The organism is Burkholderia pyrrocinia (genome assembly GCF_001028665.1).
Taxonomy (GTDB): domain Bacteria; phylum Pseudomonadota; class Gammaproteobacteria; order Burkholderiales; family Burkholderiaceae; genus Burkholderia; species Burkholderia pyrrocinia.
The window spans coordinates 766,779-779,744 of the sequence record NZ_CP011503.1; the positions used below are offsets into that span (position 1 = coordinate 766,779).

Annotated in this window: 12 protein-coding genes; 5 read left to right on the plus strand and 7 right to left on the minus strand. The window is 68.2% G+C overall.

Annotated elements, in window-relative coordinates; genetic code table 11:
- Positions 1-17: 17 nt before the first annotated feature.
- Genes pdxA through ABD05_RS03575 form a run of 3 tightly spaced genes read right to left on the minus strand, consistent with a single transcriptional unit; the run spans position 18 to position 4,786 of the window.
- Positions 18-1,004 (minus strand): 4-hydroxythreonine-4-phosphate dehydrogenase PdxA, encoded by a 987-nt coding sequence (gene pdxA / locus ABD05_RS03565; protein WP_047898983.1) that lies wholly within the window; start codon positions 1,002-1,004, stop codon positions 18-20.
- A gap of 11 nt (positions 1,005-1,015) precedes the next feature.
- Positions 1,016-2,374 carry a peptidylprolyl isomerase gene (locus tag ABD05_RS03570; protein WP_047898984.1) on the minus strand — a complete coding sequence of 453 codons (1,359 nt, stop codon included), beginning with the start codon at positions 2,372-2,374 and terminating at the stop codon, positions 1,016-1,018.
- 51 nt (positions 2,375-2,425) lie between these two features.
- Positions 2,426-4,786, minus strand: a complete 2,361-nt coding sequence (locus ABD05_RS03575) for an LPS-assembly protein LptD (RefSeq protein ID WP_047898985.1) — start codon at positions 4,784-4,786, stop codon at positions 2,426-2,428.
- Positions 4,787-5,009: 223 nt separating this feature from the next.
- Here ABD05_RS03575 and ABD05_RS03580 point away from each other — a divergent pair, with 223 nt between their 5' ends.
- Both ABD05_RS03580 and murU read left to right on the plus strand, forming a co-directional pair.
- Complete coding sequence (locus ABD05_RS03580; protein WP_047898986.1) at positions 5,010-6,059, plus strand: aminoglycoside phosphotransferase family protein; 1,050 nt, start codon at positions 5,010-5,012, stop codon at positions 6,057-6,059.
- Between the two features lie 22 nt (positions 6,060-6,081).
- Positions 6,082-6,801, plus strand: coding sequence for an N-acetylmuramate alpha-1-phosphate uridylyltransferase MurU (gene murU / locus ABD05_RS03585; protein WP_047898987.1), 720 nt, complete (start codon positions 6,082-6,084; stop codon positions 6,799-6,801).
- Between the two features lie 113 nt (positions 6,802-6,914).
- Here the strand turns inward: murU and ABD05_RS03590 are convergent, their stop codons facing one another.
- On the minus strand, positions 6,915-8,786 hold the full coding sequence (locus ABD05_RS03590; RefSeq protein WP_047898988.1) for an ABCB family ABC transporter ATP-binding protein/permease: 1,872 nt from the start codon (positions 8,784-8,786) through the stop codon (positions 6,915-6,917).
- Here ABD05_RS03590 and ABD05_RS35625 point away from each other — a divergent pair.
- Positions 8,785-8,949 (plus strand): acyl-CoA hydrolase, encoded by a 165-nt coding sequence (locus tag ABD05_RS35625; RefSeq protein ID WP_082146033.1) that lies wholly within the window; start codon positions 8,785-8,787, stop codon positions 8,947-8,949. The genes ABD05_RS03590 and ABD05_RS35625 overlap by 2 nt on opposite strands.
- 11 nt (positions 8,950-8,960) lie before the next feature.
- Entirely contained in the window at positions 8,961-9,356 is a 396-nt protein-coding gene (locus ABD05_RS03595) for an acyl-CoA thioesterase (protein WP_034208354.1), read from the plus strand.
- Between the two features lie 37 nt (positions 9,357-9,393).
- Here ABD05_RS03595 and ABD05_RS03600 read toward each other — a convergent pair whose 3' ends face one another.
- On the minus strand, positions 9,394-9,876 hold the full coding sequence (locus ABD05_RS03600; RefSeq protein ID WP_047898989.1) for a nitrate reductase associated protein: 483 nt from the start codon (positions 9,874-9,876) through the stop codon (positions 9,394-9,396).
- A 121-nt stretch (positions 9,877-9,997) separates the two neighbouring features.
- Between ABD05_RS03600 and fdhD the strand changes: the two genes are divergently transcribed.
- Positions 9,998-10,846: a formate dehydrogenase accessory sulfurtransferase FdhD gene (gene fdhD / locus ABD05_RS03605; RefSeq protein WP_047901058.1), complete on the plus strand. Its 849-nt coding sequence runs from the start codon at positions 9,998-10,000 to the stop codon at positions 10,844-10,846.
- Between the two features lie 51 nt (positions 10,847-10,897).
- Here fdhD and ABD05_RS03610 read toward each other — a convergent pair whose 3' ends face one another.
- A complete protein-coding gene (locus ABD05_RS03610; RefSeq protein WP_047898990.1) occupies positions 10,898-11,665 on the minus strand; it encodes an enoyl-CoA hydratase in 768 nt (255 codons plus the stop codon).
- A 92-nt stretch (positions 11,666-11,757) separates the two neighbouring features.
- On the minus strand, positions 11,758-12,957 hold the full coding sequence (locus ABD05_RS03615; RefSeq protein ID WP_047898991.1) for an acetyl-CoA C-acyltransferase: 1,200 nt from the start codon (positions 12,955-12,957) through the stop codon (positions 11,758-11,760).
- Positions 12,958-12,966 lie beyond the last annotated feature (9 nt).

A 12,966-nucleotide genomic window follows, 5' to 3' on the forward strand; every position in this document is an offset into this window, starting at 1 on the left:
GGTGAGGTCGGGCCGCGTCAGGCCGCGCGGCGATGGCGCGCCATCGTGACGGCCGTATCGAGCGCGGCAACCATGCTGCCCGGATCGGCGCGGCCCGTGCCGGCCAGATCGAGCGCGGTGCCGTGATCGACCGACGTGCGGATGATCGGCAGCCCGAGCGTCACGTTGATGCCCTCGCCGAACGTCGCATACTTCAGCACGGGCAACCCCTGGTCATGGAACATCGCGAGCACGCAATCGGCATCGGCCAGATGGCGCGGCTGGAACAGCGTGTCGGCGGGATACGGGCCGCGCGCATCGATGCCCTGCGCGTTCGCGCGGGCCAGCGCCGGCGAGATCACGTCGATCTCTTCGCGGCCGAGATAACCGTTCTCGCCCGCGTGCGGGTTCAGGCCCGTCACGAGGATGCGCGGTGCGGCGAGACCGAAGTCGCGCCGCAGGTCGCGATCGATGATCGCGAGCGTCTCGACGAGCCCGTCGATCGTCAGCGCGGCCGACACGTCCTTCAGCGGCAGGTGCGTGGTCGCGAGTGCGACGCGCAACGGCTTGTCGCCGGTGCCCGCCAGCATCATCACGACACGCGGCGTATGCGTGCGCTCGGCAAGGTATTCGGTATGGCCGGTGAACGGCACGCCCGCATCGTTGATCGTGCTCTTCTGCAGCGGCGCGGTAACGATCGCGTCGTACCGGCCCGCCAGCGCGCCGTCGATCGCCGCGTCGAGCAAGTCGAGCACGTACCGGCCGTTCGCCGCATCCAGCTTGCCTGCCTGTGCGGGAACGGCGAGCGCGCGATGCGCGACCGACACCTGCCCGCCGGCGAGCGTTGCCGGGTCGGCGCCGACCGCCGCCGCGCGCGCGTCGAGCAGCGCCGCATCGCCGAGCACGGTGAAATGCGCGTCGGGCCAGCGCTGCGCGGCATCACGCAGCGCCTGCACGGTCAGCTCCGGGCCGACGCCCGCGGGTTCGCCGGTCGTGATCGCGATCTGCAGCGCGGGCGTGGTCATCAGAAGCTCGTTCAGTTCGCCGGGCCGGCGCCGCCGATCTTGTACTGCACGTACGACGAGTCGCGCAACTCGCGCAGCCAGTCGGCATACGCCTGCTCGGCCTTGCGCTGGCCGATCGCCTGACGCGCGATGTCCATCTGCTGCTGCACCGAGCCTTCCGCCTCGCGGCGGGTCAGCACCTGGATCAGGTGGTAGCCGTACTCGGTACGAATCGGCTGGCTGATCTGGCCGTCCTGCAGGTTGTTCATCGCACGCTCGAATTCCGGCACGGTTTCGCCCGGGCTGATCCAGCCGAGATCGCCGCCCTGCGACGCCGAACCGTCCTGCGAGTAGGTGCGCGCGAACTTCGCGAAATCGCCGCCGGCCTCGACCTGGTTGCGGATGTCGGCCAGTTGCTGGCGCGCCTGGCCTTCCGACTTGCCTTCGCCCACGCGCAGCAGGATGTGGCGCACGTGCGTCTGGACGATCTTCGGTGCCGCGGCGGTTGCGCCCTGGCTCTGGCGGCGGTCGACGAGACGCACGATCTCGAAGCCGTCCGGCACGCGGATCAGCGTCGGGTTGACCTGGCCCGGGCGCAGCTTCGACGCGGCATCGACGACTTCGGCCGGCAGCGCGCTCGGCGCCTTGAAGCCGAGATCGCCGCCCTTCTTCGCGTCGTTCGCTTCGGAGTTGTTCTTCGCGAGCCGCTCGAAATCGGCACCCGACTTCGCTTCCTGCAGCAGCGCGTCGGCCTTCTTCTGCGCGACTTCGATGTCCGCCTGCGGCGCGTTGGTCGGCGCCTTGATGAAGATGTGCTGGAAGCGCAGGTCCTGCTGCTGCGCCGCGTTCGGCCCGCGCTGGCTCGCGATGTAGTTCGCGACTTCGGCGTCCGACACGGTGATCTTGCCGTCGACCTCGCGCTCGCGCAGCTTCGACAGCATCAGCTCGGTACGCGCATCGCTCGTGAAGATGCTCCAGGGCACGCCTTGCGACTCCAGACGCGCGCGGTACTGTTCGAGCGTCATCCCGTTCGCTTGCGCGAGACGCTGCAGCGTCGACTGCACGGTCGCGTCGTCGATGCGGATCCCGTCGTCCTTGGCCTTCTGCACCTGGATCCGCTCGAGCACCATCTGGTTCAGCACCTGCGCGCGCAACTGGTCGGCCGGCGGCACCGGCGCGTTCTGCTGCTGCAGCCGGCGCGCGATCAGGCCGACGCGCTGGTCGAGTTCGCGGCCCGTGATCACGTCGTTGTTGACGACCGCGACGACTTCGTCGGCAAGTTGCGCACCGTGCGAACCGAGCGCCTGCGCCGCGGCCGGCGCGGCGGCGAGCAGCGCGGCGGACGCGGCGAGGCTGGACACGACTGCCGCGAAACGAAGGGTTTTCTTCATTGCCACTGATACTCCATTGAAATCGTGCTGACCGGTGCAGACAAGCCGGCGTTACTCGTAGTTGCTGAAGCGGGACATCGGCGGCGGCGGCGGCGGCAGCGGCGTGTAGCCCGGCACCCCGGCGCGGAATGCGGACACGAGGCCGTTGTCGACGGTCGACAAGCCCTTGAGCGTGAGCTGCATCATGAAGCGCGTCGACGAGTTCTGCTGTCCCGACGAATTGATGCCGTTTGCAGCCCGCTGCACACCGACCCCGAGCGCCCAGCAATCCGCGTCGTATTGTAAGCCGAGCAGACCGTCGACCACGCGATCGCCGGCCAGATCGTAGTTGAAGCGGCCGATCGCATACAGGCGGCGCGTGAGCGGCCATTGCGCGGACACCAGGAACTGGTTGATCGGCTGGCCGTCGAGCGTGGTGTTCGCGCGCGTATAGCGGTAGCCGACGTTGATCACGCGGCGCTCGCCCGGGCTGTAGCCGAAACCGACGCTCGACTTCACGAGCTGGTTGTTGTTCTGGTTGTACTGGAACGCCGTCTCCGACATGAAGCCCGAGCCAAGCTTCAGCGCGGCGCCGACGATCAGGTCCGAGTGGCGCGCCTGCGCCGCGGCCTGCGCGGAATTCAGCGTGACGCGCTGATCGGCGAAGTAGTACTGCTGCGCGATCACGAAGCGCGCACGCTCGTCGCCGGTGCGCGGATCGATGAAACGCGACGTGAGGCCGGCCGTGATCCGGTTCGCATCGGCGATCCGGTCGTTGCCGACGAACGTGTTCGGCTGGTAGATCTCCGCGAGGCCGAAGTCCGATTCCGCGGTGTCGAACAGCGGCGCGTTCGACTGGTCGCGATACGGCGTGTACACGTAGTACAGGCGCGGCTCGAGGGTCTGGATGAAGTCCTGCCCGAACAGGCGCACCGAGCGGTCGAAGATCAGGCCCGAGTCGAAGGTCACGGTCGGGATCGACTCGGTGAAGCGCTTCGGATTGTTCGGGGTGCCGGACGACAGGTGGCTCAGGTCGTACGACGCGAAGTGGTACTGGACCTTCGGCACGACGAAGTAGCCGGGGCCGTATACGCCGTACGCGATGTACGGGTTGAAGACGATCCGGTCGCCTTCGGTCGCATCGGCCGTCGTGATGCGGAACCGCGAATAGTCGGCTTCCGCGCCGAAGTCGAAGCCGCCGACGTTGTACTTCGTGTACTTCACGTTCAACTGCGGCTCGCGGCTGTACGGCGCGATCGACGGCGGCAGCGTCTGCCAGTGCTGGTAACGCGCAAGCACCGACCACGGGCCGTTGTTGTACGTGAGACCGGCTTCCTGCTGGTACAGCGTCTGCGTCCCGTTGACGAACTGGTTCGACGAACCGAGATCTTCGGGATACGTGTTGTCCGAGACCTTGTTGTAGTAGACGTAGCCGCCGAAGCCGCCGCCGAAGTTCTGCTGGTGCTGCCAGTAGATCGCGTAGCGGTTGCGATGCGCGAGCCGGTCATCCGGCAGGTAATTGGCCGTAAACGTGCCCGAGTACGACGGCGACAGGTAGCGGAACGTCGCTTCGGCCATCACGCCGCGCCGCGAGATGATGCGCGGCGTGAGCGTCAGGTCGCGGTTCGGCGCGATGTTGAAGTAGTACGGCAGCGTCAGCTCGAAGCCGTTGCTCGAGTTCACCGAGAACGTCGGCGGCAGCAGGCCGCTGCGCCGCTCGCCCGACAGCGGGAACGTCATCCACGGGCTCGCGAAGATCGGCACGCCCTGGAAGAACAGCACGCCGTTGCGCGCCGTGCCTTCGTCGGCGCCCGTATCGAAATCGAAGCGGCTGCCCTTGATGTACCACGCGGGGTTCGTCGAGCACTGGCACGCCGTGTACGTGCCGTTGACGAACACCGAGCGCTCGTTGTCGACCATGTCGACGCGCTCCGCGCTGCCCGACCCGCCCGTCACGTTGAAGTGGTACTTCGGCGCCGTCATGAAGCCCTGGTTCGCCTCGATCTTCAGATGCGCCTCGGGGCCCGCGAACGACGTGCCGCCATTGACCACCCTGACCTGGCCGTACGCATCGGCCATGTCGGTATCCTGATCGTAGTGGATCGCGTCGGCCTTCACGACGGCGTCGCCGCGCCGCAGTTCGGCCGAACCCTTCGCGGCCAGGTCCTGCTCGGCCGTGCCGCTCGTGTGGTCGGCGATCACGAAGGCAGCGGGCTTCGCGCCGTCCTTCAGCGGATGATCCTCGAGCTGGGGCGCGAGACGCAGATCCCACGGCGAGTCGAGCGGCTGCGGCTGCGCAGCCGCGCCCGACAGCTGCGCGTACGACACGGCCGGCACGAGGCCGGGCACGGCCAGGAGCGCGAGCGCGAGCCGCCGTTTGCGCGGCGCCCCGTCACCGGGGAAAACATTCGGGAATAGCGGTTTGGGCGGCATCTATCGTTTGGCGAATCGCCCCTTGTCAACCGCGCCTTCACGGCACACTCGCGCACGGCGGGCCGCGCCGTCGAACCGCGACTGCGGCTGAGCGCAAACCGGGGAGGCGATCGGGCGGACGGCGCGACAGGCAGCGGGCCTGCACGGCGGAAGCTGACGCGGGGCGCGTCAAAAAAGTCGTGGGGTATTATATGGCAAGACGTTCCCCCCTCCCCCGAGTTTCATGACGCCCCCATCCGCCGCATCCCAGCCCGACGCCCGCCTCGAAGCACTCGCCGCGTGGCTGCGCCCGCTCGCCGGGCGCTACGCGCTCGACCTGTCGACCCTCGCGCCTGCATCGTCGGACGCCAGTTTCCGCCGTTATTTCCGTGTCGCGTCGGCCACGAGCGCCGGCGGCGCGCTGATCGCCGTCGACGCGCCGCCGCCCGAGAAGTGCCGCGAGTTCGTCCAGGTCGCGCAGTTGCTCGCCGCGGCCGGCGACCACGTGCCGGACGTGCTGGCCCACGATTTCGACGCGGGCTTCATGCTCGTGACGGACCTCGGGCGCACGCCGTACATCTCGGTGCTCGATCCGGTCGACCCGGCCGCCGCGCGGCCGCTGATGCGCGACGCGCTCGACGCGCTGATCCGCTTCCAGCTCACGTCGAAGCCCGACGTGCTGCCGCCGTTCGACGAAGCGTTCCTGCGCCGCGAAATGGAGCTGCTGCCCGAATGGTTCGTCGGCCGCCACCTCGGCAAGCCGGTCACCGACGCGATGCGCGGCACGCTCGACCGTACCTTCGCGCTGCTGGTCGCCAGCGCGCACGCGCAGCCGCAGGGTTTCATGCTGCGCGACTTCATGCCGCGCAACCTGATGGTCTGCGAGCCGAATCCGGGCGTGCTCGACTTCCAGGACGCCGTCTACGGGCCGCTGACGTACGACGTCGTGTCGCTGCTGCGCGACGCATTCATCAATTGGGACGAGGAGTTCGAGCTCGACTGCTTCGCGTACTACTGGGAGAAGGCGAAAAAGGCCGGCCTGCCGGTCGACCCGGATTTCGGCGAGTTCTACCGCCAGCTCGAATGGATGGGGCTGCAGCGCCACATCAAGATCCTCGGCCTGTTCGCGCGCATCAATTACCGCGACGGCAAGCCGCACTACCTGAACGACCTGCCGCGCTTCCTCGCGTATGCGCGCAAGGTCGCGCTGCGCTACCGCCCGCTCGTGCCGTTCGCGAAGCTGCTCGACGAACTCGAGGGCAACGCGCCGGCCGACGTGGGCTATACGTTCTGACTGTCCTGAAACCCGGCCGAACATGAGCGACACCCTGACCACGGCGATGATCTTCGCCGCCGGGCGCGGCGAACGGATGCGCCCGCTGACCGACACCCGCCCGAAGCCGCTGCTCGAAGCGGGCGGCAAGCCGCTGATCGTCTGGCAGATCGAAGCGCTCGCGCGCGCGGGCATCGAGACGATCGTGATCAACCATGCGTGGCTCGGCGAACGGATCGAGGCCGCGCTCGGCGACGGTTCGCGCTGGGGCGTGCGGCTCGCGTATTCGGCCGAGGGCGAAGCGCTGGAGACCGCGGGCGGCATCGCGCAGGCGCTGCCGCTGCTCGAGCGCGACGGGCGGTCGACGGTGTTCGTCGCGGTGGCCGGCGACGTGTTCGCCGAGTTCGATTACGGGACGCTCGCCGCCCCTGCAGCGCGCATGTCGGCGCTCGACGCGCCCGCGATGCATCTCGTGATGGTGCCGAATCCGCCATTCCATCCGTCCGGCGACTTCGTACTCGGTGGCGACGGGCGCCTGTCGCTCGACGGTGGCGACCGCGTCACGTTCGGCAGCATCGGCCTGTACGACACGCGGATGTTCCGCGATCTGGCACCCGGCACGCGACGCGCACTGACGCCGTACTTCCGCGCGACGATCGAGGCCGGCCGCGCGAGCGGCGAACTGTACGAAGGCATCTGGGAGAACGTCGGCACGCCCGCGCAGCTCGGCGAGCTCGACGCGCGGCTGCGCGCCACGGACTGACCGGACGACGGACGGACCAGCGGCGCGGCGCCGCGTCGTGCCTCTACGCCACCCGCGCCCTTGCGGCAGACCACCGCCTTCCCGCTGCGCGCCACGGCGCGCAGCACCGCCGCTTACGCGGCCTCGGCCTCTTCCCCGCCCGCCGCCGCGCGCTGCTGCTGCAGCGCCCACATCTGCGCATACAGTCCGTCCGCGCGCACGAGTTCGTCGTGCGTGCCGCGCTCGACGATCCGCCCGTGATCCATCACGAGGATCTGCTGCGCGTGCACGACCGTCGACAGCCGGTGCGCGATCACGAGCGTCGTGCGATGCCGCGCGATCTGGTCGAGCTCGTGCTGGATCGCGCGTTCCGAGCGCGAATCGAGCGCCGACGTCGCCTCGTCGAACAGCAGGACCGGCGGATCCTTCAGCAGCGTGCGCGCGATCGCGACGCGCTGCTTCTCGCCGCCCGACAGCTTCAGCCCGCGCTCGCCGACCGACGTGTCATAGCCCTTCGGCAAGCTCTCGATGAAATCGTGGATGTGCGCGGCCCGCGCGGCCGCGACCACCTCGTCGCGGGTCGCGGTCGGCCGGCCATACGCGATGTTGTAGTAGATCGAGTCGTTGAACAGCACGGTGTCCTGCGGCACGATCCCGATCGATGCGCGCAGCGAATTCTGCGTGACGTCGCGAATGTCCTGGCCGTCGATCCGGATCGCGCCGCCCGCCTGCCGGTCGAGATCGTAGAAACGAAACAGCAGGCGCGACAGCGTCGACTTCCCCGAGCCGCTGTGGCCGACCACCGCGGTCGTCGTGCCCGCGTCGATCGTGAACGTCACGTCGTGCAGGATCGGCCGCGCCGGCTCGTACGCGAAGTTCACGTGCTCGAAGCGCACCTGCGCGCCGGCCACCGCGAGCGGCTGCGCATCGGGCCGGTCCGCGACTTCCTTCGCGGCCGACAGCAGCCCGAACATCCGGTCCATGTCGGTGAGGCTCTGCTTCAGCTCGCGATAGACGACGCCGAGAAAGTTCAGCGGAATATAGAGCTGCAGCATGAACGTGTTGATCAGCACGAGATCGCCGAGCGTCAGCTTGCCCGCCAGCACGCCCTGCGTCGCGCGCCACAGGATGAACACGAGCCCCGTGCCGATGATCGCCTGCTGGCCGAAGTTCAGCACCGACAGCGAGTTCTGCGAGCGGATCGCGGCCTTGCGGTAGCGCTTCAGGTTCTCGTCGTAGCGCTGCGCTTCCCACTCCTCGTTGCCGAAATACTTCACCGTCTCGTAGTTGATCAGCGAATCGATCGCCCGCGAGTTCGCGCGCGAATCGAGTTCGTTCATCGTGCGGCGGAAGTGCGTGCGCCAGTTGGTGACCTTCACGGTGAACACGATGTACGTGACCAGCGCCGCGAACGTCACGTACGCGTAATAGGCCTCGTACTTGACCACGAAGAAACCGAGCACGAGCCCGACCTCGACGAGCGTCGGCAGGATGCTGTACAGCGAATACGAAATCAGTTGCTGGATGCCGCGCGTGCCGCGCTCGATGTCGCGCGACATGCCGCCCGTCTGGCGCTCCAGGTGAAACCGCAGCGACAGCCCGTGCAGGTGCCGGAACACCTGCAGCGCGAGCTGGCGCACCGCGCTCTCGGTGACCTTCGAGAACAGGATCTCGCGCAGCTCGGTAAACAGCGACGTCGACAGCCGCACGAACGCATACGCGACGACCAGCAGGCCGACGCCGCCCGCGAGCACGATGCCGGCCGACTGCTCGGCGCGGCCGAGCGCGGTGATCTGCTGCACGTAGGACAGGTGGTCGACGATGCGCTTCATCACGACCGGCACGCCGAGGTTCGCGACCTTCGCGCCGATCAGGCAGGCGAGCGCAAGCGCGACGCGCCATTTGTAGGTGGTCAGGTACGGCAGCAGCGACCGGATGGTCTGCCAGTCGTTGCGGGGCCCGGTCGAAGCCGGCGCGGGCTCGCCGGAAGCAGGAAATCGGCGCATGGGGGAAGGATCGGCGGCGGTGCCGGGCGCTTTCATCGGCGGCCGGCTCGCCCGCTTTCTCGTACAATTTGCGGACGTTGTATTGTCGCAGAAGCCGCTTCGCGCCGCTGCCGGCGGCCTCGCCGGCCAGCCTGCGCGCGGCGGTGAATTTATTACAGGATGAAAGCCCCCGCCATGACCGATTCGACCCTCGAACTCCCGCAAAAACAGCCCGCGCTGCGCGTCGTCCCGCAACCGCACGACGCGAACGTCCACGGCGACGTGTTCGGCGGCTGGATCATGTCGCAGGTCGACATCGCCGGCTCGATCCCCGCGAGCCAGCGCGCGAATGGGCGCGTCGCGACGGTCGCGGTCAACTCGTTCGTGTTCAAGCAGCCGGTGTTCGTCGGCGATCTTTTGAGCTTCTACGCGACCATCACGCGCACCGGCAACACGTCGATCACGGTCGACGTCGAGGTGTACGCGCAGCGTATGCGCCTGATGGGCGAAATCGTGAAGGTTACCGAAGCGACGCTCACGTACGTCGCGACCGGCCCGGACCGCAAGCCACGGCAACTGCCGCCGCTCTGACGGGCGAGTGCCGCGCTGCGGCGCGGCACGCGGCTCGTCAGTGCGTGGCCGTCAGCCCGAACTCCCGCATCGCGGGCAGGAAATCGTGATTCAGCTTCGGCTTGCGCGACAGCTTCACCAGCACGTAGCGCTGGAACGGCGCGAGCCGCTGCCACTGCGCGAGTGCGGGCGCCGACAGCCCGGCCAGCGCGCTCTGCTGCACGAGCGACTCCGGCACCGTGTCGGTGGCGCGCCAGGTCGGCTGCTCGTCCGGCTGGAACCACGACGGTTCGAGATCGGCGTGCGTGCGCAGCATCTCGAACAGCGCGTGATCGAAATTGGGCTCGATCGCGGTGTCGTCGTCGGCCGGAAAGCGCGCAAGCAGCTTGCGGTCCTCGAGCGGCAGCAGTTGCCATTGCTCGAGCGAAATCCGCAGACCGAAGCGGTCGAGATTGAAACGCACGATCATCGGGATGTACGTGAAGTTTTCCGACGAATCGTGTTCGAAGTTGAATAGCAACGGAGCGTCGCTGAGTCCCATGGTCGTTACCTGACGTGGCGGATGCCGGCGCGGCCGGCCTGCCTGAGGTATTTTAGAACCTCTGCGCGCGGGCGGCGGACACGATTGTCGCCGGCCGTGCTTCGAATCAACGGGAGTGCTCGTGAATCCGACCGAATCCGACGAACTGCGCGACGAACTGCGCGCCGACCCGCGCGGCGCGATCGAACTGTCCGTGAGCCGCACGCGCGGCGGCGCCGTCGAAACCGCGCACGACTACGTGGGCCAGGAATGGCCCGTCGCACTCGTCTTCAACGGCATCTCGCACGCGGTGATGATGTGTACGCCGTGCGACCTCGAGGCGTTCGCGGTCGGCTTCGCGATCTCGGAAGGGATCGTCGCGCGCGGCAGCGACATCAAGGACATCGAGGTGATCCTGCACGCCGACGCGCCGTTGCCGCACGCGGAAGTGCACCTGGAAGTCGTCCAGCAGGCGTTCGCCGCACTGAAGGACCGGCGCCGCGCACTCGCGGGCCGCACCGGGTGCGGCGTGTGCGGGATCGAAAGCATCGACCTGCTCGACCTCGCGCCCGAACGCGTGCCCGACACGGGCTTTCTCGCACGCCTCGCGCCCGACGCGCTGGCGCGCGCGGCGCACGGGCTGCCGGCCCACCAGGCGCTCACGCAGCTCACGGGCGGCCTGCATGCGGCCGCGTGGTGCGACGCAACAGGCGCGATCCGGATCGCGTTCGAGGACGTCGGCCGCCACAATGCGCTGGACAAGCTGATCGGCTCGCTCGTGCTGTCGCGCGCCGATACGACCGACGGCTTCGTGTTCCTGTCGAGCCGCGCGAGCTACGAGCTCGTGCGCAAGGCCGCACGGGTCGGCATCCCGATGGTCGCGACCATTTCCGCGCCGTCGTCGCTCGCGATCGAGATCGCGAAGGCGGCCGGCCTGCGGCTCGTCAGCTTCTGCCGCGAAACCGGCCACGTCGACTACGGCACGGCCTGATCCCGAGCGCGGAATCGCGCCGGCGTTCCGCCGCCGGCGCGGCCTGCTGCGTCAGTCGAACTGACGGAAATCCGGCTTGCGCTTCTCGAAGAACGCCGTCATCGCCTCGCGCGCTTCCGGCGCGCGCAGCATTGCGGAGAAGTGGCCCGCCTCCTCGGCCATCCGCGCGGCGGTAGCCACGCCGCCCGTATCCTTCAGCAGCGCCTTCGTCACGCGCAGCGACGACGCCGGCAGCGCGGCGAGCTTCGCCGCCTGCTTCGCCGCGAACGCATCGAGCTCGGCAGCCGGCAGCACGCGGTTGACGATCCCGATCCGGTGCGCTTCCAGTGCGTCGAACGCCTCGCCGAGCAGCAGCTTCTCCGCGGCGACCTGATGGCCGGCCAGGCGCGGCAACAGCACGCTCGATGCGGCTTCCGGGCACAGCCCGAGCTGCGCGAACGGCAGCGAGAACGCAGCGGTATCGGCCGCGTAGACCAGATCGCAGTGCAGCAGCATCGTCACGCCGACGCCGACCGCGATGCCCGGCACCGCGGCCACGATCGGCTTCTGTGCGCTGCTGATCCGCGCGAGAAACTGGAACACCGATGCGTTCTCGTCCTTCGGCGGCGACTTCAGGAAATCCTCGAGATCGTTCCCCGCGCTGAAATTGCCGTCGCTGCCGCGCAGCAGGATCACGCGGACCACCTTGTCTTCCTGCGCGTCGGCCAGTGCATCGGCCATCGTCTGGTACATCGCCGCCGTCAGCGCGTTCTTCTTCGCCGGGCGCGCGATCGTGATCGTCATTACGCCGTCGGCGCGTTCCACTTGAATTTCGGCCACAACCGTCTCCTTTGACTTTCCTCTACCGGAATGAAAAAACGGTGCGCGAGCTCGTGGCCCGCGCACCGTCGTCGCTTTTCGTCGCGTCCCGCTTACAGGCGTTCGATGATGCCCGCCGCGCCCATGCCGGTGCCGACGCACATCGTGACCATCCCGTACTTCAGGTTGCGGCGGCGCAGGCCGTGCACGACGGTCGCCGCGCGGATCGCGCCGGTCGCGCCGAGCGGGTGGCCGAGTGCGATCGCGCCGCCCAGCGGGTTGACCTTCGACGGGTCGAGGCCGAGATCGCGGATCACCGCCAGCGATTGCGCGGCGAACGCTTCGTTCAGCTCGATCCAGTCGAGATCGTCCTGCTTCAGGCCCGCAGCCTTCAGCGCGGCCGGAATCGCTTCCTTCGGACCGATGCCCATGATTTCCGGCGGCACGCCGCGCACCGCGAAGCTCACGAAGCGCGCGAGCGGCGTCAGGTTGAACTCCTTGAGCACCTTCTCCGACACGACGAGCAGCGCACCGGCGCCGTCCGACGTCTGCGAGCTGTTGCCGGCCGTGACCGAGCCCTTGTTCGCGAACACCGCGCGCAGCTTCGCGAGGCCTTCGATCGACGTATCCGCGCGCGGACCTTCGTCGAGCGCGATCTCGCGCGTCTTCACGTCGACTTCGCCCGTTGCCAGGTTCGGGAAACGCTCGGTGAGCGTGTACGCGGCGATCTCGTCGTTGAACTCGCCGGCCTGCTGCGCGGCGAGCGCCTTCCGGTGCGACTCGACCGAGAACGCGTCCTGGTCTTCGCGGCTCACCTTCCACTGGTCGGCGACACGCTCGGCCGTCAGGCCCATCCCGTACGCAATGCCGAAGTCTTCATTGCGATCGAAGATGTGCGGCGACATCGACGGCTTGTTGCCCATCATCGGCACCATGCTCATCGATTCGCAGCCGCCCGCGAACAGCGCGTCCGACTCGCCGACTCGGATGCGGTCGGCCGCCATCGCGAGCGCCGTGATGCCCGACGCGCAGAAGCGGTTGACCGTCACGCCGCCGACCGTCTGCGGCAGGCCCGCGAGCAGCGCGCCCATCCGCGCGACGTTCAGGCCCTGCTCGGCTTCCGGAATCGCGCAGCCGATGATCGCGTCCTCGATCAGCTTCGTGTCGAAGCCGGGCACCTGCGCGACCGCCGACCTGATCGCGTGGACCAGCAGCTCGTCCGGGCGCGTGTTCTTGAATACACCGCGCGGGGCCTTGCCGATCGGCGTGCGGCTGGCGGCGACGATGTATGCGTCTTGCAATTGTTTGCTCATTTCAGACTC